The organism is Streptomyces sp. NPDC053079, from assembly GCF_044546695.1.
In the GTDB taxonomy this organism is placed as follows: domain Bacteria; phylum Actinomycetota; class Actinomycetes; order Streptomycetales; family Streptomycetaceae; genus Streptomyces.
In genome coordinates this window covers 1-21,934 of the sequence record NZ_JBITZJ010000009.1, presented here as the reverse complement: position 1 = coordinate 21,934, position 21,934 = coordinate 1, and the positions used below count along the sequence as shown (strand labels likewise).

General features: G+C 67.1%; 18 protein-coding genes and 2 pseudogenes. 8 read left to right on the top strand and 12 right to left on the bottom strand.

Annotation, left to right across the window (positions count from 1 at the left end; genetic code table 11):
- Positions 1-18 precede the first annotated feature (18 nt).
- The 3 genes from ACIGXW_RS30080 to ACIGXW_RS30070 are packed head-to-tail and all read left to right on the top strand — an operon-like array spanning position 19 to position 3,220.
- The gene (locus tag ACIGXW_RS30080; RefSeq protein ID WP_399575976.1) at positions 19-855 is read left to right on the top strand and encodes a hypothetical protein; all 837 of its coding nucleotides are present in this window, start codon (positions 19-21) and stop codon (positions 853-855) included.
- Positions 852-2,675: a hypothetical protein gene (locus ACIGXW_RS30075; protein WP_399575974.1), complete on the top strand. Its 1,824-nt coding sequence runs from the start codon at positions 852-854 to the stop codon at positions 2,673-2,675. Before ACIGXW_RS30080 ends, ACIGXW_RS30075 begins: the two co-directional genes overlap by 4 nt.
- The gene (locus tag ACIGXW_RS30070; protein WP_399575972.1) at positions 2,654-3,220 is read left to right on the top strand and encodes a hypothetical protein; all 567 of its coding nucleotides are present in this window, start codon (positions 2,654-2,656) and stop codon (positions 3,218-3,220) included. Before ACIGXW_RS30075 ends, ACIGXW_RS30070 begins: the two co-directional genes overlap by 22 nt.
- A gap of 650 nt (positions 3,221-3,870) precedes the next feature.
- Here the strand turns inward: ACIGXW_RS30070 and ACIGXW_RS30065 are convergent.
- Positions 3,871-4,995, bottom strand: a complete 1,125-nt coding sequence (locus ACIGXW_RS30065; RefSeq protein ID WP_399575970.1) for a tyrosine-type recombinase/integrase — start codon at positions 4,993-4,995, stop codon at positions 3,871-3,873.
- Positions 4,996-6,481: 1,486 nt separating this feature from the next.
- On the opposite strand from ACIGXW_RS30065, the gene ACIGXW_RS30060 reads away from it, so the two are divergent.
- The 3 genes and pseudogenes from ACIGXW_RS30060 to ACIGXW_RS30050 all read left to right on the top strand — a co-directional run.
- Entirely contained in the window at positions 6,482-6,685 is a 204-nt protein-coding gene (locus tag ACIGXW_RS30060) for a hypothetical protein (RefSeq protein WP_399575969.1), read from the top strand.
- A 135-nt stretch (positions 6,686-6,820) separates the two neighbouring features.
- Positions 6,821-7,141, top strand: a complete 321-nt coding sequence (locus ACIGXW_RS30055) for a peptide deformylase (RefSeq protein ID WP_399575967.1) — start codon at positions 6,821-6,823, stop codon at positions 7,139-7,141.
- A 335-nt stretch (positions 7,142-7,476) separates the two neighbouring features.
- Positions 7,477-7,914, top strand: a pseudogene (locus tag ACIGXW_RS30050) (GNAT family N-acetyltransferase); the annotation flags it as partial.
- A 38-nt stretch (positions 7,915-7,952) separates the two neighbouring features.
- Here the strand turns inward: ACIGXW_RS30050 and ACIGXW_RS30045 are convergent.
- From ACIGXW_RS30045 to ACIGXW_RS30030, 4 genes and pseudogenes are all read right to left on the bottom strand, one after another.
- Positions 7,953-8,201 (bottom strand): annotated as a pseudogene (locus ACIGXW_RS30045) (hypothetical protein); the annotation flags it as partial.
- A 162-nt stretch (positions 8,202-8,363) separates the two neighbouring features.
- Positions 8,364-8,963 carry a hypothetical protein gene (locus ACIGXW_RS30040; protein ID WP_399575965.1) on the bottom strand — a complete coding sequence of 200 codons (600 nt, stop codon included), beginning with the start codon at positions 8,961-8,963 and terminating at the stop codon, positions 8,364-8,366.
- A gap of 397 nt (positions 8,964-9,360) precedes the next feature.
- Positions 9,361-10,032 (bottom strand): molybdopterin-dependent oxidoreductase, encoded by a 672-nt coding sequence (locus ACIGXW_RS30035; RefSeq protein ID WP_399575964.1) that lies wholly within the window; start codon positions 10,030-10,032, stop codon positions 9,361-9,363.
- A 412-nt stretch (positions 10,033-10,444) separates the two neighbouring features.
- Positions 10,445-11,215 (bottom strand): transposase family protein, encoded by a 771-nt coding sequence (locus ACIGXW_RS30030; RefSeq protein WP_399575962.1) that lies wholly within the window; start codon positions 11,213-11,215, stop codon positions 10,445-10,447.
- Positions 11,216-11,930: 715 nt separating this feature from the next.
- Here ACIGXW_RS30030 and ACIGXW_RS30025 point away from each other — a divergent pair.
- Complete coding sequence (locus ACIGXW_RS30025; RefSeq protein WP_399575960.1) at positions 11,931-12,131, top strand: hypothetical protein; 201 nt, start codon at positions 11,931-11,933, stop codon at positions 12,129-12,131.
- Between the two features lie 347 nt (positions 12,132-12,478).
- On the opposite strand, the gene wecB is transcribed toward ACIGXW_RS30025, so the two are convergent.
- Entirely contained in the window at positions 12,479-13,648 is a 1,170-nt protein-coding gene (gene wecB, locus ACIGXW_RS30020; RefSeq protein WP_399575958.1) for a non-hydrolyzing UDP-N-acetylglucosamine 2-epimerase, read from the bottom strand.
- Between the two features lie 324 nt (positions 13,649-13,972).
- Between wecB and ACIGXW_RS30015 the strand changes: the two genes are divergently transcribed.
- A complete protein-coding gene (locus tag ACIGXW_RS30015; protein ID WP_399575956.1) occupies positions 13,973-15,331 on the top strand; it encodes a glycosyltransferase in 1,359 nt (452 codons plus the stop codon).
- A 368-nt stretch (positions 15,332-15,699) separates the two neighbouring features.
- Here ACIGXW_RS30015 and ACIGXW_RS30010 read toward each other — a convergent pair whose 3' ends face one another.
- The 6 genes from ACIGXW_RS30010 to ACIGXW_RS29985 all read right to left on the bottom strand — a co-directional run bounded on the left by ACIGXW_RS30010 (position 15,700) and on the right by ACIGXW_RS29985 (position 21,247).
- The gene (locus ACIGXW_RS30010) at positions 15,700-15,840 is read right to left on the bottom strand and encodes a hypothetical protein (protein WP_399575955.1); all 141 of its coding nucleotides are present in this window, start codon (positions 15,838-15,840) and stop codon (positions 15,700-15,702) included.
- 78 nt (positions 15,841-15,918) lie between these two features.
- Entirely contained in the window at positions 15,919-16,638 is a 720-nt protein-coding gene (locus ACIGXW_RS30005) for a hypothetical protein (RefSeq protein ID WP_399575953.1), read from the bottom strand.
- Positions 16,635-17,213: an RNA polymerase sigma factor gene (locus ACIGXW_RS30000; protein ID WP_399575951.1), complete on the bottom strand. Its 579-nt coding sequence runs from the start codon at positions 17,211-17,213 to the stop codon at positions 16,635-16,637. Before ACIGXW_RS30000 ends, ACIGXW_RS30005 begins: the two co-directional genes overlap by 4 nt.
- A 188-nt stretch (positions 17,214-17,401) precedes the next feature.
- A complete protein-coding gene (locus ACIGXW_RS29995) occupies positions 17,402-17,860 on the bottom strand; it encodes a hypothetical protein (protein WP_399575949.1) in 459 nt (152 codons plus the stop codon).
- A gap of 232 nt (positions 17,861-18,092) precedes the next feature.
- Positions 18,093-19,892 carry an Hsp70 family protein gene (locus ACIGXW_RS29990; RefSeq protein ID WP_399575947.1) on the bottom strand — a complete coding sequence of 600 codons (1,800 nt, stop codon included), beginning with the start codon at positions 19,890-19,892 and terminating at the stop codon, positions 18,093-18,095.
- A gap of 32 nt (positions 19,893-19,924) precedes the next feature.
- Positions 19,925-21,247 carry a P-loop NTPase fold protein gene (locus ACIGXW_RS29985; protein WP_399575945.1) on the bottom strand — a complete coding sequence of 441 codons (1,323 nt, stop codon included), beginning with the start codon at positions 21,245-21,247 and terminating at the stop codon, positions 19,925-19,927.
- Positions 21,248-21,934 lie beyond the last annotated feature (687 nt).

Here is a 21,934-nt window from a genome sequence, read left to right as displayed (position 1 = left end):
GGTGGCACAAGAGGGCATATGGATGCGTCGTTTTCCAACCAGTTTGACGTGCAGGCAGTCCTGGAGGGCGGGACGCGTCCCGTCCAGTTCGGGACGAACGTGCTGGCAGGTCTCGTCGAGGGGATCGATGGCTTCCGCCGTGATCTGGAGCAGCAGCGGCGGTCGCGAAGTCTGGGACCTGCGATGCTTGGGGCCTTTTTGTGGGTGGACGACGCGGAGCTACTGCAGCGCATCGCCGAGTTTCCCTCCGCGTGCGTCGTGGTGAGCAAGCAGTCGCGAAGCAAGTACCACACAGAGCGGTTGCGGAAGGTCGCCGAGTCGGTGAAAGATGCCGCCGGCTTCCCAGCCGAGGCTTTCCCCGAGCTGGAAGAGCTGCGGTTCCATCAGGGCGGCAAGGCGCCAGTGCTCGGCCCCGGCTCGCCGCAGGAACACGTCCGGCTGCCAGCGCTGCGCGCTCTGGGCTACCGCAAGGCCGGAAACCATCTCGTCCCGATTCTCCACACCAAGATGCTGCTGCTGGGTGAACTGTGGTGGCACGACGAGGACGCCCTGGGGGGCGTGGCAGATGTCACCGGCTGCAAGCCACATCGGCTGTGGCTGGGCAGTGCCAACGGCACGGGGAGCTCCCGCCGCAGCCTGGAGTTCGGACTGTGGCTGGATGATCCCAGCCTGCTGAAGGCTGCGCAGCGGTTCCTGGTCGAGGTATTGGCTCAGTCCGAGGATCTGGATCCCGACAGTGACGACCTGACGCCTGACCTGGTGGTGCCGGACTACGACGATGAGGCTATGTGGGAAGCCATGGCCGCGCTTGCCGACTATGACGCCGACGAGCATGACAGCGAGGACGACTCGTGAGCAGCGCAGGCGAGGTCGTGGCTGTCGGCTCGCCCCGGTTTACGCTGCACACTTTGGGCTGGCGGGCCTTCCAGGACCTGTGCGCGGCTGTCCTGCGGGAGGTATGGGGGCAGTCGGTGCAGGCATTCGCCGACTCCAACGACGGGGGCCGGGACGGTGCCTTCTACGGCACCTGGCAGCTTCCTACAGGCCCCAGTAGCGTGCACGACATTCCGCCAGGGCCGTTCGTGCTGCAGTGCAAGCACACCAAGAAGGCTGACGCCACGCTCGCTCCGTCCGAGCTGGAAGCCGAATTCGATAAGGTCAGCGCCTTGGTGAAGCGCGGCGTGTGCGGAACGTACATTCTACTGACGAACGCGCGGGTCACCGGCACCTCCGAGGAGGAGATTCGCCGTCGGCTGAGCGCGGCCGGGGTGGCACATCCGCTGGTCCTGGACGGGCAGTGGCTGAGCGACATGATCGCCGCACATCGCGGGCTGCGGATGTTCGTCCCCCGCGTCTACGGGCTCGGCGACCTGTCGCAGATCCTCGATGAGCGCGCCTATGCCCAGGCATCGGTACTCATGGCGTCCGCGCCCGAACAGGTGGCCACGTTCGTCGTCACCGGCGCCTACCGCAAGGCCGCCCGCGCGCTGCGTGATCACGGCTTCGTGCTGCTGCTGGGCGACCCGGCCGTCGGCAAGTCCGTCATCGCCCTGATGCTGGCCATCAGCGCGGCCGACAACTGGGGCTGCGCGGCCATCAAGGCCCGGACCTCCGAAGAACTCGTGCAACGCTGGAATCCGCACGAGAAGGATCAGTTCTTCTGGCTCGACGACGCCTTCGGCGCGGTCCGCCACGAGGAACACCTCACCCACGCCTGGGCGCGCGACCTGCCGCACGTGATGAGCGCGGTCAAGAACGGCGCCCGGGTGGTGCTGACCTCCCGCAGCTACATCTACAACGAAGCCCGCCCACTGCTGAAGTCGTACGCCTATCCCCGACTGCACGAGCAACAGGTCACCGTGGACGTCGCCGACCTCACGCGCGAAGAGCGGCAGCAGATCCTGTACAACCACCTCGCCGCCGGCGACCAGCCCCAAGACGTGCGCGCCCAAATGAAACCGCATTTGGAAGCGGCAGCCGACGCCGCGCCCTTTCGCCCCGAGGCTGCGCGCCGTCTGGGCCTGCAGGCGTTCACGTCCAGATTGCCCCTGACCCGGCAGGGCATCACAACGTTCATGGCCCAGTCCCAGCAATTGCTCGGCGATGTCTACGACCAGCTGGACACCCACGCCCACGCGGCGCTCGCGCTCACGTACGCAACGGCCCGAGACGAGACACTGCCCGGCCTGCCGAACCCGATCGCCTTCGATGCCGGCGACCGCGACATCGTCGAGCGAGCCGGTTCTACACAGGCCGGCGTCAGCAAAGCCTTGACCGCGCTCACCGGTGCCTTTCTCCGCCTCAACACGTCATCCGACGGACAGGAGTACTGGGCCTTCCACCATCCCACTCTTCGAGAAGGTTTCGCCGCCTGGCTGACCACCCAGCCACACCTGCTGCCGGTCGTCCTCACTGGCATGACCGACCAGGCTCTGCTGTCACGCACCGACTGCCTCGACCGCGACAGTGAGCAGCGCGAAGGCACCCTCCTGCGTATTCCACCCTCGCTCTACAACCAGGCAGCGAAACGTCTGGCCGCCGTGCGTGCCCACCCCTACGGCCGCCTCGCATCATGGCAGCACATCTGCCTCCGGAAGAGGCTGTCCTGTCGTACGTGGTGTCCCGCGGCTGCGACACGTTCCTGCGTGCCTATATGGCTGCAGACCCGCAACTGAGCGAAGCGCTCGTCAAGTTCCACTCCCCCGCTCAGTACGACAACCGGACGACCGTACTCGCACGGCTCCATCAGGCCGGTCTTCTGTCAGAGGACATTCGGCAACGCGCCATTGACCGGATGAAAGAGCTTGCCGTCTCCGGTCCGGACGCCTCCTGGATTGAGGACGAGGACTGGCAGAAGAAGGTCTGGCATCGCCTCCTCAACGACGAGGAGCGTGAGCATCTGTTCGAGCACGTGCGCCAAGAGCTCGTTCCAAGACTTGTCGACTTGGTTGGCGAATGGCTCTCGGACGCTACCGGAGACGATGACGACCCCGTCGAGAGCACCTTGTTCTGGTACTACCTGGCCTTCGGCCAACGAGGCGATGAAGACGCAGCCGCAGAGTTCGACTACGCACGCGACTTCTATAACGACGAGCGTCGGTCTCGGCCGCCCAGCAACGACAGTTGGGAGCCTGCCGCTGCGGACGATCACGGCGGTCAGCGGGGCAGACACCAGGCCCACGGGTCGCATCGCAGCGTCTTCGACGACATCGATCAGTGATCGACCTAGCCAGAGCGCAGCGCCGGCGGTGTTGAGCCACTACCGCCTGCTGGGGCAAGCGCAGCAAACGTCCCTCACACTTCGCCCACCTCCAGAGAATCGGCATCCGGGCCGTGGACTCCGTGCCCCTGCTGGACTCCCAGGGCGCGCCGCACACTGCACGTCCCGGCCATCGGCCGGGCGCTGCGACAGAAGCCTGGGAGGGAGGGGAACTAGCGCAGCGCTTGGCCAGCTCGGGTGGCTGGAGCCGAAGCGGGTGTTGGCCATGCCGAGCGGCTGCCAGATACAGCTCTAGGTGAACTGATTGAGGCATTGGTGGAAAGGTGTTCGGCGAGGTGGCCAGAAATCAGGACTACTTTTGGACGTCTGCGGGACTTGCTTTGCGGCCTTCGAATGGCGCAGCGCTAACGGCCCGAAGGAGTGTGCGTCGGGCAGCGGGGGCAGAGGCCCGGCCGCCGGCCAGGGCGCGGATCGCCTGGAGCGGGGCTGCGACAACCCACGGCCCGGCGGTTGCCTCCCGCATCGGCTTGAAGGCGGCCCAGCAATCGGGGCCTGTCCGTCCTGCACACTCGCAGGTTTGGTTCGCGAGCGCATACCTCTGAATGCATGCATTCGTTGCAGCCGCATCATTCGAGATGGACTGGCACCCCTCAAAGGCCCTCGTTCAGGACCCTCGCCGCTCGACCGATAGAGGCGGGCATGAGGTGACGATAAATCTTGAAGGTGATCTCGATGCTGGAGTGCCCCATCCACTCCGCAACGTCAGTGATCGGAATATTGTGAGAAAGGCAGTTTGATGCAAAAAAGTGGCGCATCGAGTAGGGAGTCAAGCCCCTAGTTATGCCAGCGAGTCTCTTTACCTTGTCCCACCGATATTGCAATGTGTTATGCCCCCAATGAGGGCTCCTCTGAGTACGCAGCAGGTAGCCCGCTGAGTCCGCCTTGCGCATCTCCGAATACTCTAGCACCGATTCACGGACCTTCCCCGGCATCGGGGTCTCGCGAAACTCCCCCACTTTACGGTGCTTCAGGCGCGCCGGTTTGCGAGTCTTGCCGTCAATCTGTTCAGTTATTCGGTAAACATCATCTGCGACCACTCGATTGAGATTTACAGCGAACGCCTCACCATTCCGCATGCCACAACCAGACATAAGGTCTATGATGAGATTCACCTCGAGGTCACCCACACCCTTGAGTGCATAAATCTCATCAAGCGTCGGGATAATGATCTGCTGCGGTATATACATGGGCGGCACGACACCCTCGAACGGGTCCTCTACGAAGCCCGCCTTACGCTGCGCATCACGCAGTATCTTCTTGAGAGTATCAAAGGCCGCCTGCTGAGCCCCTAGGCCGACCTTTTTCTCTTCCATGGCCTGGATAAAGTCCTCGACCACGCTCGAGGTAAAGGTATCCATACGCCGCGACTCAAGAACCGGCAAGATCTGACTATTCAGACTCCCCTTAACAGTGCGCACGCTGCCGACTGCATAGTGACGCTGTCGCGTAAGCCATGTCGCCGCGTATTCGCCAAATTTTTGGCGTCCGATCTCACGCTTGACTTCGGCCTTCTGTCGAGGGGTATTGCGCTTCTCCTTATACGCCTCGATAAGCCGATCTATCGCATCATCCTGAGTCGGGTAACCCGTTTCCTCGCGCTGCCTTCCGGTAGCATCCCGGAATCGGAGCACATAAGCGTGTGCGCAACGAGAAGGATTCGAGCAGTCGCAGTCCTTGAAAAAGCTGTCCATGCCCCGGGCGAGCTGCGAAGCCAATCTACACCTTCCCACGCCAAAACCGACGACTTGCGCTATCCCGAGACGGTTTCACGAGATGCGCTGCTGGCGAGCCCAATCGGCGAGCTCCGAAACCTAAAATCTCAGCTTTCCACCGAATCGATATCTCGGGATTCCATGCCGCAAAGATTCTCGATACATCCAGCGCTCGCTCATGTCAAGATATTCAGCCGCTTCCGTAATCCCCACAAACCTCTCCCTGGCGGTTTTAGACTTACGCACTGCACCCCTGCACCGAGATGCAACCGTGACCATTTTTCGCCCCAAATCGGCGGAACGTTTCCGCGAGGCCAATTAGGAGGGTTGAATTTCCAGCAGGCGCCGAGAAAACGGCAGGGGGCTTCACAAATCGAAACATGAGGATCCTCAGACGGGCGCTACATGGCGCCCCGGTCACCGGCGGCAGCGCGCAGCGAGATACTGCGCAAAAGGAGTGACGACTACCACTTATTTGTGACAGCAGCCGCGTGATTACCTCCTCGTGAATGCGTGCGGCACTGCCAGCTGCGTCCGCACGGCTCCACCGCGAAGCGCAGCCGAACTGCGAACGACATCAATGTTCCGGTGGATCCCCGGTTTTGCTAACCGGGGATCCTCGGCTATGTATCGCCGAGCCGAATTGACACCACTGCCACTCCCGGAGTCGAGGGGTCAGGCTGCCAGGCGGTATGAGTGAAGCTCAGGCGTTGGGCCGTCAGCGTTCAACACGAGGAGACCATCCTCAGGCGGGTGAGGCTCGGACTACTACTCGCTCGTGTGCGTCGACGGCACAGGCAATGCGCCGAGTGCCGACACCTGGGTGGGGCAGCGACGTACAAAAGGATGGCTCGGTCACGCCGGTAGTCGCGTCGCAGGAAGTCTTCGGTAACCAGCCCGGCCGCACAGACGCAGAGGCAGAGCGCAGTAGCCAGCGCGCCATGGTTCTAGCTTTGGTGCGCGGTGGAGGCGTTGAGGGTGCCGAGGGCGAAGAGGATCGGGGCGATGAACTGCAGGGAGCAGAGAGGGCTGTTGGACAAGTATGTTCCTTGGATCTCCGGCCTCGGGCGAGGCGGGGAGCCGCGCAGGGGCCAGCCTGCACCCGAGGGCACCTGATGCCTGGTATGCCCGTTCCGGCTTGGGTGGCATGCACCTCGCTCCTCCGCTGACCTGGTGTTTTCGGGACGTTGTACGTTGACATGGTCCCGGAGGGCATTCCAGTGTCTTGGGCCACTTCCTTGTCTGCCGTGAGCTGATCCGCGGGCTGGCGCCTCTCATCGAGCCCCGCCGTCGACACAGGTAGAGGCCAGGCCAAGCGCGCCGCCGCAGCGGCCGTCTACGACCACATCGTGGGCCCGCTGGACGATAGCCTCTTCTAGTCTGACTGGCGGCTCGGCGCAACGATGCTGTCTCTGAGTCTGCCGCCCTGTCTTGGTCAGATATGCCCGACAGCGCCAGGGCCTGTTATTAGCAGGACTCCCGTTGCTAATTGCAGCACAATGTCTTTGCGCCGCACCCATCCATCACGGCTCTCGACGAGCTCGTCAATCACGCCGGCACGCTGCACGACGAGGGCTCGTACACCCAGCGTCGTCATGGCATGCCCCCGCAACAGCGCGGGCTGATGCGCAGTTACAACAGCGGACGCCACCACTACCAGCTGACGAATCTCCTGACGGGACTGTCAATCTAAGGGTTCAACTGGTGGGATTGGTGGGTCAGATGCGTGCTGTTGAGAGGCGTGTCAGTGGCCGTCCTACGTTTTAGGGGTGGGCTCGGGCCGGTCATTCGTAGGATCGGTGGGGCCCGGGGCTCCGGGTATGGCTCAGTGCCCGTAGCTGCGATCGTCCTGCTCAACCCCCGCATCACTGCCCGCTCCCAGGAGATGGACGAGCAATACGAGGGCTGCCTGAGTCTCTTCGACGTCCGCGGCATGGTTCCCCGCCCCTTGATGATCACGGTGGTGACCACCGCCCTGGACGGCACCGAGGTCACCACGGTGTACGAGCGGGGCCTGGCCTGGCTCATCGCCCACGAGATCGACCATCTCGACGGCCTGCTCTACACCGCCCGGATGCGGCCGGGCATCAAGCCGATCCCGGTGGAGGAGTACCGGCAGACCGGCCGCGCGTGGGCGTACGACCAATAGCCCCTCGCCGTGCCCTGTTCCCGGCCGGGCTTCCGCTCCGCCCGTGCGAGGGCGTCCAGGACCTTGCCGCGGCGCGGGGCCGGCTGCTGCTGCTCGTGTTCGTTCATGCCTCCAAGTCGGCCACGGGCCGCCTGTGGACGGAGACCGGGTTCCGGTGGGCAAGCCGGCTGTCGAAGCGGGTGTGAGGCAGAGTTCGGGTGGGGGAGGTTTGTGGTGACAAGGGGAGGGACGCTGCGGGGAAGCGAAACGGGGCGCGCAAGGGCGCCCGCCGGTCGGGCAATCCGGCGCGTCGGGAGGCGGAGCGCCTGTATTCGGGGAACGTGCTGGGTGAGCGCATGTTCGTTGCAGGAGCCCCCAGGGCCGCGGTGCAGCCGGGCACCACCATCCCCGTGAGCGTGCCGGACTTACCGGACGGCATCGTGATCCGGGATGCGACACCATCCGACGCGGCCCCGCTGGAGCCCGTGATCCGGATGGCCGACCCGGACAACCCCGACGGCACCTGGCGGCAGCTGCCGACCGCGATCCGCCAGAGTCTCGACTCCGACAAGTACACGCCGGTCCGCGTCGTGGAGGAGACATCGTCCGGCACGCTGATCGCAGGCGCGATGGCACTGCCGGCGGCGTGGGCCTTCACCCACCCCATGCTTCAGGGATCACCCAACGCGCACATCATTGCCGGCCTCGTGGCCACCCTGGACTCCCTCGCCGTGGTCGACGAGTGGCGCGGCAAGGGCATCGCGCGCGCCCTGGTCGCCGACACGGAGCAGGCGATGGCCTCCCACGAGGAAGGGAAGTTCGGCGCGGCCGTCCTGTGGTCCGGTGTCAGGGGGCTGGCCGCGTCCAGGCGGCGGGCGGCCTCGGCGCGCTCGTCGACGTCGGGGCGGCGCAGGGGCACGGTCGGCCAGTCCCGGGGCAGGTGTCCGCGTGCCGGGGTGAGGTAGCCGCACAGGGCGTCCATCGCGGCGAGGTCCGCCGGGGCCGATACCGAGGTCAGCTTCGAGTAGGGCACCCCGTCACGGATCGCGGGTGCGAGATCCCCGCGCAGGACCAGCCCAATCGCCGTCGGCAGCCGGTGATGTCAGCGCCCACTGACATGCAGCGCCGCTGCGCGTTGCCGGAAGGCCAGGGACGCCGGGTAGCGCCCTCGGAGTCCAGGGGCGACGCGTGTGCGTCCTGGCGGAGCCTGGCGGCGCGGAGGTTCGCGCGGGGCGGAAGGGGATCAGTACGGTAGCCCGACCAGCCCCCATCCGCGGCGGTGGGCTTCCTCAACGACCTCGGCCCACCCGTGGAGCAGCCTGGTGAACTCCTCGAACCGGCCGACCCATTTTCCGGGGTCGGCAGCGTGGACGGCGAACGGTGCACGCAGCTCTTCGAGCCTGGGGCCGGCCACGCTCCATGCCCGTGCCAGGGCCGGGACGCCGGAAGGTAGGCAGTAGCCCCACAGGGCGCCGTGCCAGGGCTCGGCGTCGCCCTCGCCCTCGTCCGGGTCGCTGCCGGTTCCGGGATCCCAGAACAGCCCGGCGAGGAAGGTGTCGAGCGCGGCGCGCACGTCGGCCGGGGCGTGCTCGCGTACAGCTTCCCACCGCTCGCCCGCCCAGAAATGCGGCTTGAACGACCCCAGAGTGCCGCCGAACTCGTACCGCGCGCACCAGCTCGGGAACCCTTCGGCGGCGGGCGGCAGCCAGACCCAGCCGTCCTCGACGGTCCCGTCATCGGCGTCCGGGTCCGCGGCCTCGAGAAGCACGCTCTCGCGCTCGAGGACGGGGATCGTCTCCAGATGGGCCCACTCGACGACGAGGGCCGTACTGTCCGCTCCCATGATCAGGAGACTACGGGGCTGGCGCACCGGTCCGGTCGTCTGGTCGTCTTGGCAGAGCCGCAGGCGAGCATGCGGGTAGCGCCCAACGGCACTTCGAGCATGGCCGCGTACGAGGGGTGCGTCAGCGCCCTGGAGGGGGCTTGGGCATCGGCCGACGACTACGCCCGGCGCGCCGGAGCCGAGTCCTTGCCGGTGGCGGGGAAGTAGTCGTCATCACGATCACCGGCACTGTCACACAAGGCCGCTTCCAGGGCCGGACCGCACTACAGATCGTCACGCTTCCCCAGCCAGGGGCTCTGCAGTGCCTCACCACCGGCTTCACGGGGGCGACCGGTGTGACGACGCTGACGATCACCTGAGGCCGCCGGCTCTGTCAGACGATGCGGGGTGAGCGGCATCACCGCGGCCGTGTACGACTGCCTCGGGCGCTCAGTGCGCGGATCGGCCCGATCAGCGCCCGGTAGACCGGCCGCACCACGCGGCCGGGAAGATAACGGTGACGTTCCTCCTGCCAGACCCTCGCCCTGCGGTGCGCCGCGATGGGTGACCACCGGTCGGGATCCGGGGGTTCGGATGTGTGAAGTTCGATGCGGCAGAGGTGCTTTGTGCTGACGAAGCCGTACTGGCCGGGGCTGACCAGCCGCACCGGAGCGCCATGGTCGCTGTCGAGCGGCTTCCCGTCGAGACGGTCGGCGATGAGCACATCGTCGGCCAAGGCGTCCTCGAGTAATACGATCGACCGGTGGCCGTCGAGACCTTCGAAGACGATATGGCTGATCGACGCGTCCGGCTCGAGCAGCGGTTCGACCCGTGTGCGGTAGAGGGTCTCGAACGCGATTCCTTCCCACAGCAGGCCCGTTGCCGACCATCCGGCGACACAATGGAAGTCGGCTCCGAGCTCTTTTCGTGGCAGCTTTGCAAGGTCGGTCACGGACAGAGTGATGGCCTCGGTCAGAGCTCCGCCGATCTCGATCACCGGGTTGGCGGGGACGGCCGGAGGCGGGTGATGGAGATGTGTGCCGAAGCGTGGGAATCCGTCGACGGCACGTTGGCCTGGGGGAAGCGTCATGTCGATCCTCCACTGAGCGTGTCTCGGTGCTTCGTGTGACCGTCGGCCTCGGTATCGGTCTCCGAACTGTTCGATCCAGGGTTCTGGATCCGTCATGGTAGGCCTCGGCATCTGCGTTTGCCATGTGGTCCAGCTCGCCGCCTCTGTGACACAGGGCCGTCCGTACGAGGGCGGGATAGGCGTGCTGGGTCATCTAGCAGGGGGCAGTGCAGGCCGCCGGGCGGGTGGTAGGGCAGGGCCCTGTGGCTTCGGCCCGCCGGTGTCTGCGAGGAGGCCGGTGGCGCGGTGTCCCCCGGGGAGGGACGGTCCCGGAGGAGATCGGCGGGGCCGGTGTCCCTGCATCAGCGCCGGGGGGGTGCCTCTATGTCCTTCGTCAAGGATGTGGTGCCGGGTATGAGGCTGTTTGGGGTGGTCATGCGGCGAGGGCGAGGTTGTGCATGTGGGCCACGGCATGGACTGCGGGATGAAGTTTGTCGCCGCGTTGCCGGCAGTCACGGAGGATCTTGTAGTTCTTCATGCGGCCGATGACGTGTTCCACCCGGGCACGGACCTTGCGGTGGGCTGCGTTGTCTTCTTCCTCGCTTTTCAGCAAGGGCCGGCCGGGCCGTTTGCGGTGCGGGACGATCAGGCCCGTGCTGATGTAGGCGCCGTCTCCGAGCGCGGTCACACCCTCATAGGAAGCCGCCAGGCCGGAGGCCCGCCACGCGCGGGCATCGGCCGTGGTGCCGGGCACCGGCCGGCCGGTGGCCACCACCAGGCGGGTATCCGCGTCCACGATGACCTGCACGTTCGCGGAGAACCGGTAGTTGCGGCTGGACGCGGCCACATGGCGGTCCCGCACCGGGATCAACGTCCCGTCCACGATCCACAGCCGCTCGACCGCACTCTCGGCGGGCCGGACGGGCTCGAGCGCGAGCAGCGGCCCCAGCCGCTGAATCACCCTGCACACGCCGGCGGTCGAGACACCGAACAACACGGCGACCTGCCGCATGGTGAGGTTCGTGCGGTAGTACACGGCCACCAGCAGCACCCGCTCGGCCAGCGGCAGAGCCCACGGACCACCGACCCGCGGACCTTCACCACCCCGCTCGCGCACCACCCGCAACAACCGCTCGAACTGCCCGGCCCGCAACCCGGTGAACGTCTCCACCCACACCCGCTCGGCCCGCAACACCCCAGCCATACAGGAAAGATGCCCGCTCACCGGGTTGCGGAACGCGCTTTAGGAAACGGTGCAGATGACGATGGCCTGGATATTTCCCGAATGTTCGCTGTTATTGGTGGCTCTGATTGTCCAGCTCTCGGTGCTGGATACAGGGAAGCTGCCGGTGATGGCGCTTGGGGGCTCAACGGCTGGGTCAGCAAGCACATGGCCGCCACCTCCCGTGACCACTGATCCTACCGGGCAGGTTGCCGTAGCGAAGGCCGTCTGCCCCGCTGGCATTGGGACAATGTTGCTGACATGCCGGGTATGTGCAGCCAGCGGTGCTGAGCGGTGCCTCTCCGCAGGATTGCCGCCCGCATTGCCTTGCGCGGCGGCGAAGCCCGTTCCTGCGCCCACGGCAAGAATGGTTACCAAGCAAAGATGCGGATGCGCTTCATCTCGACCTCCCCATGTCGGCGATGCCTCTGAAGACAGAGACTCCCCTCGCATCCAACGCAATCCTTAAGGTCACCCAAAAGAGCGGGAGAGCGCCCAAGCGGCCCGGTCGATTCTCGATCGCCGAACAGTCTGTCGTACTCGTTCCCACTCGGGCTCCGCCAACGCGGCGGGGGCCTTCCTCGAAGTAGTGGACAGGACCATCACAGCAAGCCCCACAGAAGGCGCCCTCGAACCGATCTCATCCTCATAGCTGGAACTCCCCCTGGTCGCCATCTGCGGCTTCATCCTTGCCCTCATGGCTCATGCCTGGCCGCAGTACACCGCCGCCCGCGCCCTGCTCACGCTCCAGGGCATGCTGCCGTGGCGACTCCAGCCGTTCATGGCCGATGCCCACCGCATCGGCATCCTCCGCCAGGTCGGCGCCCTCTACCAGTTCCGGCACGCCCGGCTCCAGCACCACCTCGCCGTCCAAACGCCACGGCCATTCCGGGAGTGATGGCCCGTCCGCCAGCCGCCCCGATCCGCCATGACGAGACTCTTCAGCGAGCGCCGCCCAGAGCTGCCCCAGGTCGTCCCAGTTCCGGCTCGCGACCAATCCACCGTGCTGCTCCAGGCCTGTCGGCGAGTGCCTAGTGGGGGTCCCGGTAGTACTCGCGGAAAAACCAACGGAGTAGGCCCTGACCTGGCCGTTTCCATGGAGCCGGTTGGCTCGTTGTCCGCCCCGCCGGAGAGCCACGAACGAGCTCTCCGGCGGGCCGGGCCGACGAAGGTTCAGCTGGCGAGCGACGTCAGCTGACGCCGGCCGCCCCTCGGGTCACGCCTGGTGCCATGGACCCTGGGCATTCAGCGTTCCGGCAGATCGCGCGGTCTCGGGCATGCCCCGAGCAACCAGCCGCAGGCGGCCGCGCAGCGGGCCGCCGCCCGCCCGTCGCCGTAGGGATTGCCGCGTATCGCCGCCCGCCGGCGGGCGGCCGGCGGAAGCGTGCTCGCGCGGGCGAGTTCCTTCTCCGCCGCCATGATGCCGGGCTCGTGGATGCCGACCAGATGGGCGAGGCCGGAGGCGATGCCTTCCACGCGCTCGGTGGTGTCCCGCGTGACCAGCACCGGCACGCCGAGGGCGGCGGCCTCTTCCTGGATTCCGCCCGAATCGGTGATCGCAAGGGCGGAGTGCGCCAGGAGCCGTGCGAAAGCCCCGTAGGGCAGGGGACCCGGCAGCCGTACGTTGGGCAGTCCGCGCAGCGAGCCCTCGATCTCGGCCCGCACGGCGGGATTCATGTGCGCGGCCACGACGAAGGTGGTGGCCGGGTGGCGGCGGCTGATCTCGGCGACGGCCGCGCCGATGCGGTGGATGGGTTCGCCCCAGCTCTCCCTGCGGTGCGCCGTCACAAGCACGAGCGGCGGTGTGGCGTTGCCGGGCAGGAAGTCCTCACCGTCCGCGGGCAGCCGGCTCGCGGTGATGACCGCGTCGACGACGGTGTTGCCGGTGACCAGGATGCGCCGGGCGGGGATGCCTTCTGCCAGCAGGTTCCCGAGGGCGGTGTGCGTCGGCGCCAGGTGCAGGTCGCAGACCTCGGAGATCATGCGACGGTGCGCCTCTTCCGGGAACGGGCTGTGCAGGTCGCCCGAGCGCAGGCCGGCCTCGACGTGCACCACGGGGACGGAGGAGAAGAACCCCGCCATCGCCCCGGCGAGGGCGGAGGAGGTGTCACCCTGGACGACGACCGCGTGGATGTCCGGCCTGCGCAGCTCTGTGCCGAGTGCGCTCAGCAGAGCGGCGGTCAGTTCGGTGACGCTGTCCGCGCCGTGCGGCGCCGACAGTTCCACGTCCGGGCCGATACCGAAGCAGGCCAGGGTTTCGCGGACCACCGGGCCGTGCTGACCGGTGGTGATGATCAGCGGCCGGGCCCATGCGCGCCGACGTAACTCCAGGGCGACCGGGGCGAGTTTCACCGCTTCGGGCCGGGTGCCGACGACGAGGGCGATACGTTTCGCGCTGCCGCCCGTACCGTTCACGTCGTCCGGTCACCCCCGCCTCGCGCCGGCAGTGCCGTCAGTCTGCCCTCTCCGCTGCCGGGTACCGCGGGGACCCGCCTCGTTCAGCCGTACGGCCGGTGGCACCGTCGGACGCACGGCAGGGCCGCCGTGCCGTGGCGCATATCGTGCGCCGGGGTGTATCCGAGTGCGTCGGTGAGATCCGTGAACCACCGAACCTGAATGAACCGGAGTGAATCGGGCATCTCGCCTGGGTAGTCCAAAGGTCGGGCGAGAGCGATGAAAACGGTGCCGCCCGCGAGGTTGCACTCCAGGGTGTGCGCGGCGCCCACAAGGAGGCTCCCCATGGCCGAATTAGACAGAATAACCCAATATATCGCCGTTCTTATCGCCGTGTTCACGGGCGCCTACAACATCTCGCTCCTCACCCTGGGCATCGTCCTCGCCCACCGCGCCGACGGTTCACTGCGCGGGCAGTCGAGGCCGACGTACGAGCGGCCCGTCGCGCTTCCCGCCGACTGGAGCGTCTTCGTCCTCGTCCCCTGCCTGAACGAGGAGCGCGTCATCGCCAATACGCTGCGCTGCCTGCTCCACGGACAGCCGGGCGTGCGCATCGTCGTCGTCGACGACGGCAGCGACGACGCCACCGCCCGCATCGTGCATGACGTCGGCGGTGACCGCGTCACCCTGGTCCGCAGGGCACCGCCCGCCGCCCGGCAGGGCAAGGGCGCCGCCCTCAACGCCGGGCTGCGCACGGTGCGTGAGCGCGCAGGGAAGGAACGCCTGGACAAGGGCAGGGTGCTGGTGTGCGTGCTGGACGCCGACGGCCGGATGACGCCGGGCGCCGCGAGCCGGGTGACGGAGCTGTTCGCGGACCCGGCGGTGGGCGGGGCCCAGCTGACGGTACGCATCCGCGACAGCCATCGCTGGGTACTGTGGCTACAGGACCTGGAGTTCTGGACCCTGAGCGCGCTGACCCAGATCGGCAGGACCGCCACCGGCACGGTGAGCATGGGCGGCAACGGCCAGTTCAGCCGGCTCTCCGCCCTCGAAAGCATCGGGCCGCGCCCCTGGTCGGACTCCCTGACCGAAGACCTCGACCTGGGCATCAGCCTCGCGGCCCGGGGCTGGACGGTCACCTCCACCACCACGGCCTTCGTCTCCCAGCAGGGACTGACCAGCCCACGCCGCCTGCTGCGCCAGCGCACCCGCTGGTACCACGGCCACATGAGCGCGATCACGCGCCTGCCCGACCTCTGGACCCGGACCGCCGTCGGCCTCCCGGGCCGCATCGAACTCACCGGCTACCTGCTCAGCCCGTACCTCGCCACCCTGCCCTTCTCGATCGTCCAGCACTACGTGATCCTCCGGGCGTTGTGCGGGGATGGCGCCGGAATGCCTCGCCTCATGTCCGGTCCGGCGTGGCTGAACGTCCTGGTCTGGCAGTCGCTGTCCTTCGTCATCTGTCTGGCCTCGGCGTTGCTCCACTGGCGCCGCACCGACGACCTGCCGCTCTGGAAGGCGGTCTGCTGGTCTCCCGCCGTCATGGTGTGCATGTACCTGGGTTTCGCGGCCGGCTGGCGGGCCCTGTGGCAGATCATCACCCGACGCGGGCACTGGACCAAGACCGAGCGCGCGGTGGAGGCGCCCCTCACGAACGGGATACCCGCGGCCGTCCGGAGAACCCATGGCGACCCGCCCTGAAGGCGCACCCTCGAAGGACACGGGTCCGCCCGCAAACGCGGCAAGACCATCGGCGGCGTCACCGACGACGCCATGCTCTCCATGGCCCCCCACCCGCGCACCCAGGAGATGAGCCTGCGCGACATCGCCGCCCGTCTCGTCATCACCCACGGCAAGAAAAAGGCCAGCACCCCTCGCCCGCCACCGTTATGCGGATGCTGCGCGAACACGACGAGCAGAAGACCCCGGCCACCGTCGCGGAGGGATCCTGATCACCTATGCCGTCCTCCGGCTCACCGCGAACGGATCGGCTTGCATCAGCCTCAAATCCCGCATCGCCGCGGTTCAGGGCCTACTCCGTTGGTTTTCCGCGAGTACTACCGGGACCTCTAGTGGCTGATGTACCGGCTGAGGATCATGGCGAGGGCGGGCAGGGTGCCGCTGAGGATGGCGGCGGTGATCTGGATCCGGTCCGCCCGGCTCATCTGCCGCCTGCGGCGGGGAGGCTGGGAGACTTGTTGGCGGAGCATTGGGGCCCTTCTCGGTATGTCGGACATGGCGGTGCCCTGCGGCTGGCGAGCGGCCGCAGGGCACGAGGGCGGGCCGGGTCAGTGGTGGCAGAGCAGCTCTTGTCGTTCGTGGGGGGTGGCGTCCTGGAGGTAGCCCTCGGGGATGGGTACCGAGCTGGTGCCGGGGCCGGTGCGTACTTCGCAGATGTGCTCGTTGACTTCGGCCGGCCAGGTAGGCCTGGCCGGGGCCGTCCGGGTAGTGGGGGTTTCCCAGTCCTCGTCGCACAGGAACGAGCCGGCATTCAGGGTGCGGTAGCAGTGGACGGCTTCGCCGGGCTGGTCGCGCAGCAGGCCTTCGAGGAAGAGGCAGTAGGCGGCGGTGGCGTCGTCGGCGCCGGCCGCGTACCGCCACCAGAATCGTGCGCCTTCGTGGTGGCCGGCCAGGTAGAGCAGGCATCCCAGGCCGCGGGCTCCGACCGGGTCGGTGGGGCGTTCGGCTTCGGCGAACTCGATCAGCCTGCTGGCAGCGCCGGGGGCGACGGCGACCTGGACGCACAGGGTCTGCAGATCGCAGGACAGACGCTGTTTGAGCCGGCTGATGGACTCCGGTGACTCTTCGGTGACCGATTCCAGGACGAGGGCCGCCAGCTCCGGAGAGGTGGGCATGAGCCAGCCGCCGGCCGTGTTGCGCGCGGCGAGGGCGCGTCGGCGTTCGACTTCTTCGATCCGGGCGCGCAGCTGCCGGTCGTCCTCGGCGCGCTGCTCGCTGGTGTAGGCGGGGGTGCGGATCTGTGTCCCCCGCAGGATGTCGTCGATCATCCGTGGTGGCCTTTCTCATGAGCGGGTGGCGCGTCGTCGGGCGCGTCGAGCAGTCGGGCCAGGGCGCTGCGGCCGGCGGCGAGGTGGGAGCGGACGGTGGAGTCGGCGAGACCGGTGATGTCGGCGATCTCCTCGATGCCGTAGCCCTGGAAGTAGTGCATGGAGATGCAGGTGCGTTGGCGGCCGGACAGTCGGGTGACCGCGTGGTGGATCTCCAGACGGGCGGACACCTGTTCGATCTCCTCGTCGGGGACGCCGGCGATCGGGCGGACGGTGGCTTCGAAGGCGAGGCCGACGGGTACGGACGGGCGGCGGTCGCGTTTTCGCAGCATGTCGGCCACCACGTCCCGGAGGATCTTGAATGCGTAGGCGTCGGCGTTGGCGCTGGCCAGCGCGTCATCCCACCACAGATACAGCTTGAACAGCGCCTCGTTGGCGGCCTCGCGGGCATCCTCCAACGAGTACAGCCTCGTGTAGGCCCAGTTCACGAACCCGTCCCGCTTGCGCAGGACAAACGACTCGTACACCACCGAGCTCCGGTCAGCCGTGCGCAGCACGGCGTGCCTGGCGGTCACGCTCGTCCTCGCACGGCCCGCGCCGTAGGCATCTGGTGCACACGGTGCTGTTCATCTCGCCGTCCGGGGAACTCTTCCCCCACACAGCGCTCAGGCGGCATGGTGCCGTCGAACATCACGTATCCCTGTCTCGTCTTCCGGCTTCCGGGACTCACAGCCCCCCAACAGCCCGGGAGAGCGTTGAGCTCTCACCTGTAATGCCGTCGCGGGCCGCGCTGGCGTCCAGCCGGTGGGACAAGAATATTGACGGAACGTAACTTCAAGATCGCGCACAGTGTGAGATGGCTGTGTGCGGGGCCGAAAGTCCCGCCCCCCTGCACCGGCTCGCGCGGCACGGGCCCGACGCAGCCGACCGACTCCGTCGCGGCGGCTTGGCGGTGGCGCTGGGCGTGGGCCTGTTCGATCCGGGCCGGCGCATCGTCCGCCGCTGCCTTCGACTCGGGGAACGCGCGACGGCTCAGCTCCCGCATCGCGGCGGTCTGCCGCTCCACCGCTTCCGCGATGGCCGGGTCCACCCGGCGCTGCGGGCCTGCCGCCTGGTGCGCGGCAAGCGCCCGGCGGTAGCCGTCGCAGGCGTTCTCCCGGGTGTGCACCTGTCCGCGCGGCGCGGCGGCGGGCGCCGGATCAGCGTCGGCTGGCTCGGGCACGGGCACCGTGCTGGGCGGCAGGATCCGTAAGGCGCGGACGACCGTGCGGCCGGTTGACTCGTTGGCGGCCTCGATGGCGCGGGCCTAATCCAAGCGAAGTGCGGCCCTGGGGGCGCACCATCTCCACGAACATGCGGCTGGCCGCGCCCATGACCCCGTGGTATCTGGCGCAGGCCGGCCAGGGTCATCTTGGGCCTTGTCGAGCAGCTCCGATACCCGTCTGGGTGGATCACTAGAACAGGAAGCGTTCGATCTCCACCGCCCGGGCGTCCATCTGCACCATGATTGCTTCAGCGACCTGCTCAACCAGCTGTTGCACCTGGTCCGGCTCAAGCTGTGCCGTCTCAACCACCGTGTCGAGACGCCGGCGAGCGAGCTTCTCCACGCCCATGGCACTTCCCACGACAGCGCCAGCGACCGTTCCTACAACTCCTGCCGAGGCGATCGTCGGCAGCGAACCGGCCCTTCGAACCAGTTCTACGGCCCCGCGCATCACGATGCTGCCGCCCTGGCCAAATGCTCGGGCTGCCTTCAGAAGGTTCTTCGAGAATTCCACGGCACGGCAAATGGTGAGCAGCCGCGCCCTCATGGTGCTGCCGACGACGTCCGGAACCTCGAGATTGAGGCGGAAGTGGTCGTCCTTGACACCGTAGGTGCGGCATATCTCCTGAACGAGTGGGATCAGCGAGGTCTCCAGTGCCTTCCGTAGGTGCTCCCGGACCTCGTCACCACCGGTCGTTTCGTCGATGAGTTCGTCCAGCAGCGTGCGGCTTGCCGTGCCGTCCTCAAGTGCTTGTTCCAAGCGCTGTCGAAGCCTTGCCTTGACCACGTCGAAGGAGTCGAGCAGGGCTTCGCGGATCTTTCCCGTGAAGTCCGGCCGCTCCTTGAGGGCCCCGATGTCGTCCCGGAACCGTTCCATCGCGACCCGGTGACGGCCGGCGCTCGCCAGGCCCCGGGCGACCGTCAGCCCCGGATGGGGGTCGTTCTCCACGAGCGCGTCCGGGAAAATCTCCATGCAAATGGTACGGACAACGGGCATCCGTGAACCACCGCCGGTGAGCACGATCAGTTCCGGACCAGCCGCCTCAAGCTGTTCTGCCACCTCGGCAAGGACGGCCCGGAAACCGTCGGCCCATCCACCGGGTGCTGCGACGACGTGCCCGGGTATATCCATACCGCGCAGGCAGCCACGGCCCCTCTCCATGATCGGCGAGAACCGGGGATCACACGCGGAGGGCATGCGGAGGAATGGGTCCTCCTTGCTGTCGTCGCCGAGGGGCGAAAACTGGATCTCTTTTGCGCGGCGGCACACAAGGAGAAGCATCTCCTTGCCTCCGGGTGAGTTGACGGCCTCGATGAACCCCGTGTCCTGTGCAGAAGCTGCCATCACCCGTTCGACCAGTTTCTTGTCGATCTGCCGACAGCCCAGGGAGGCTCCTGTGGGTAGATTGCACGGCACCAGGTCGTCAACGAACGTGAAGTCGGTGGTGGACGATCCGATGTCCACCACAAGCACCTTCCGCAGCCCTCGGTACCCGTACTCGTCACTGCTGTCAGTGGCCCTGCGGTCCCGGACGTGCACCAGCGCCGACTGCGACTCGGGCATGAGCTGCACCGGCACATCGAGAGCGTGAAATTGCTGTGCGTAGGCGGCCACGACATCGTCGGGCCACCCGGTGGGGTGCCCGATGTAGACCACGCACCGGCGGCGTATCCCGGGATGGCGGCGGAAGAACTCACCCAGCAGCGCCTGGGCGAACAGCACCGTCTGAGGGGTCACCTCGTCCAACGGATCGGGCGGGTTCTTGAAATTAACACCGAACTGGAAGCAGTCCTTGGACAACACGGCTTCCTCGCCGAAGAGCAGGCGGGGCGGCCGGCCGTCTTCGCCCTGCTTCCAGGCTGTCGCCGTAATGATGCCCTTCTCACCGGTGGCCCGCACGAAGATGTTCGCCTGGTCCCGGAGCCTTGCCGTGTCCGTCGACAGCCAGCACAGGGCGCTTTCTCCGTCACCGATGTCCAGCCCGACCACGTAGCGAGTTGCCTGCTCGACACAAGAGTCCGTCATGATGAACCATCCGGGGCCGAGGGCAGCCCGCCGGTGACCGTGAGGACTTCGGTCAGCAACCGGAGCTCTTCGGCCTTGGGCGGTGGCGGAAACTCGAAACCGTCCCGGTGGGTGGACACCGCGGCCAGAAGCCGTCGTACTCCGGGGTTCTGCTTGTCGATGACTTCGTCCGGCCCGATCGGTCCCGTTGTCCTCAACTCCGCCTCATTGAAGCGTTTCCATATCTCGGGATCCTCCTGAAGGAGGAGGAAGAAGGCGGGGTGCAGCATGCGCAGGACCAGCAGGACGGCCGCTTGCAGCAGCCGGTGGACCGAGGGCGGCTGGTGGTGCAGCGCGTAGGTGGCGGCCGTCAGGTTCAAGCCGTTGATGAAGCGGCGCACCCGCCGCGGGTTGGTGCCGAGGGCGACCCGGACCAGCTCCCACAATTCACGCGAACTTGCCAGTCCAGCAGGGCGTATATCGGTCTGAAACTGGCGGTATAGGGCTTCGAACGGTACTCCGGGAAGGTGGTACGGGAAGTGGATCAACTTCTCCAGGTACTGCTGGCCCTTGACCAGACCCGCTGAGCTGTCCTTCAGCTTCGCAGCAGCCGCCTCTGTGATTGCCTGCTGGTCCATGGCGAGCACGAAGACGCACGAGGCTTCGCCCAGGAACAGCTTGAGCGAGTCCAGCACCGTGATCGCCGCATCCTGAGTGCAGCGGTCGAGGTCGTCGATGAACAGCACCAGCCGGCCGTCGCCGGTATAGTCGCGGACGACGTCCCTGAAGTCCTGCTCGAACCTGTTGACGTGCGCATACGCTTCCGTGCCCTGCTCGTCGACCGTCTCCTGCAGACGATCGACGTCCTCCCCCCTCACGATGCCCCCAGAGAGCGGACCCACCGCACTGCGGGCAAGCAGCCATGCTGCTGTGCGACTCAGCTGTTTCACCGTGGCCAGGGTCCGGGTCACCCGGTCCCGCCATGGTTCATTTCCACTGTCCCGTGACTTCTCCAGGTCACTGGCTATCTCGGTGAGCACCGTCTGGATCAGTGCGTGCCAGACCTCGTCCTTCCGGTCGTACTTCCACGGGTTGAACCAAATCGTCGGCACGTTCCGTTGGCGGAGGAGGTCGCGGCAGACATTCATGAAACTCGACTTGCCCGTCCCCCAAGGCCCGAAGATACCGACGGTGAGCGGGAGATCCTCGGTACCCTCCAGGGCGTTGCACAGGACGCGGGCATGCGGAGCGAATCCGAAGCGATCACCGGGCACACCATGGATGGCATTGTCCGGAAGCAGCTTCAGGCCGTCGTCCGGAGGCGGTATGTGGTCGGGCATCGACGCCTCCTCGCAGAGCTGGCGGGAGCAGGGCCTCATCGTCCCTCAGATGCGGAGGCCTGGGCGAGAGACCTGACGGAGGCGGTCAAACTCGTTCCTGATTGGTCATTGCTGGCGCTAGAACGGCTCGCTTCTGAGTGGCTTTGACGGTCCCGCTGACCCTGGCGGCGCGGAAGCTGACTCTGGGCTGGACTGCCCGACGAGGCGAGACCACTCCGGGTCGTTGTGGCCAGGGACGGCCCGTCCGGCTGCAGTCCAGTCAGCGACAAGCTGTTCGAAGATGGGCGTATCCGCCGGAAGCTGCGGCGCCGGTGGACCGGTGGAGATGATGACCGGCGTGCACGGCAGCGTCATCGTCATCACGGAATCTCAACGCGCGGCCGGTGCCGAGGTCACACAGCCGGCGCCCAACGGACAAGGCTCAGCTGCCCCAACCTGCCCACCCGCCTCACCTACGAAATTCAGTCACGACTCTGTCGTATGGCCGAAACCAGTGCCATGCTGAAACAGCGGTGATCTCCCGGGTTTGGGGGGGGGGGGGGGGGGGGGGGGGGCGGGGGGGGGGGGGCGGGGCGGGGGGGGGGGGCGCGGGGGGGGGGGGGGGGGGGGGGGGGGGGGGCGGGCGGCGGGGGGGGGGGGGGGGGCCCCCCGGGCGGGCGCGGGCCAGCGGGCGGCGCGAATAGTAAC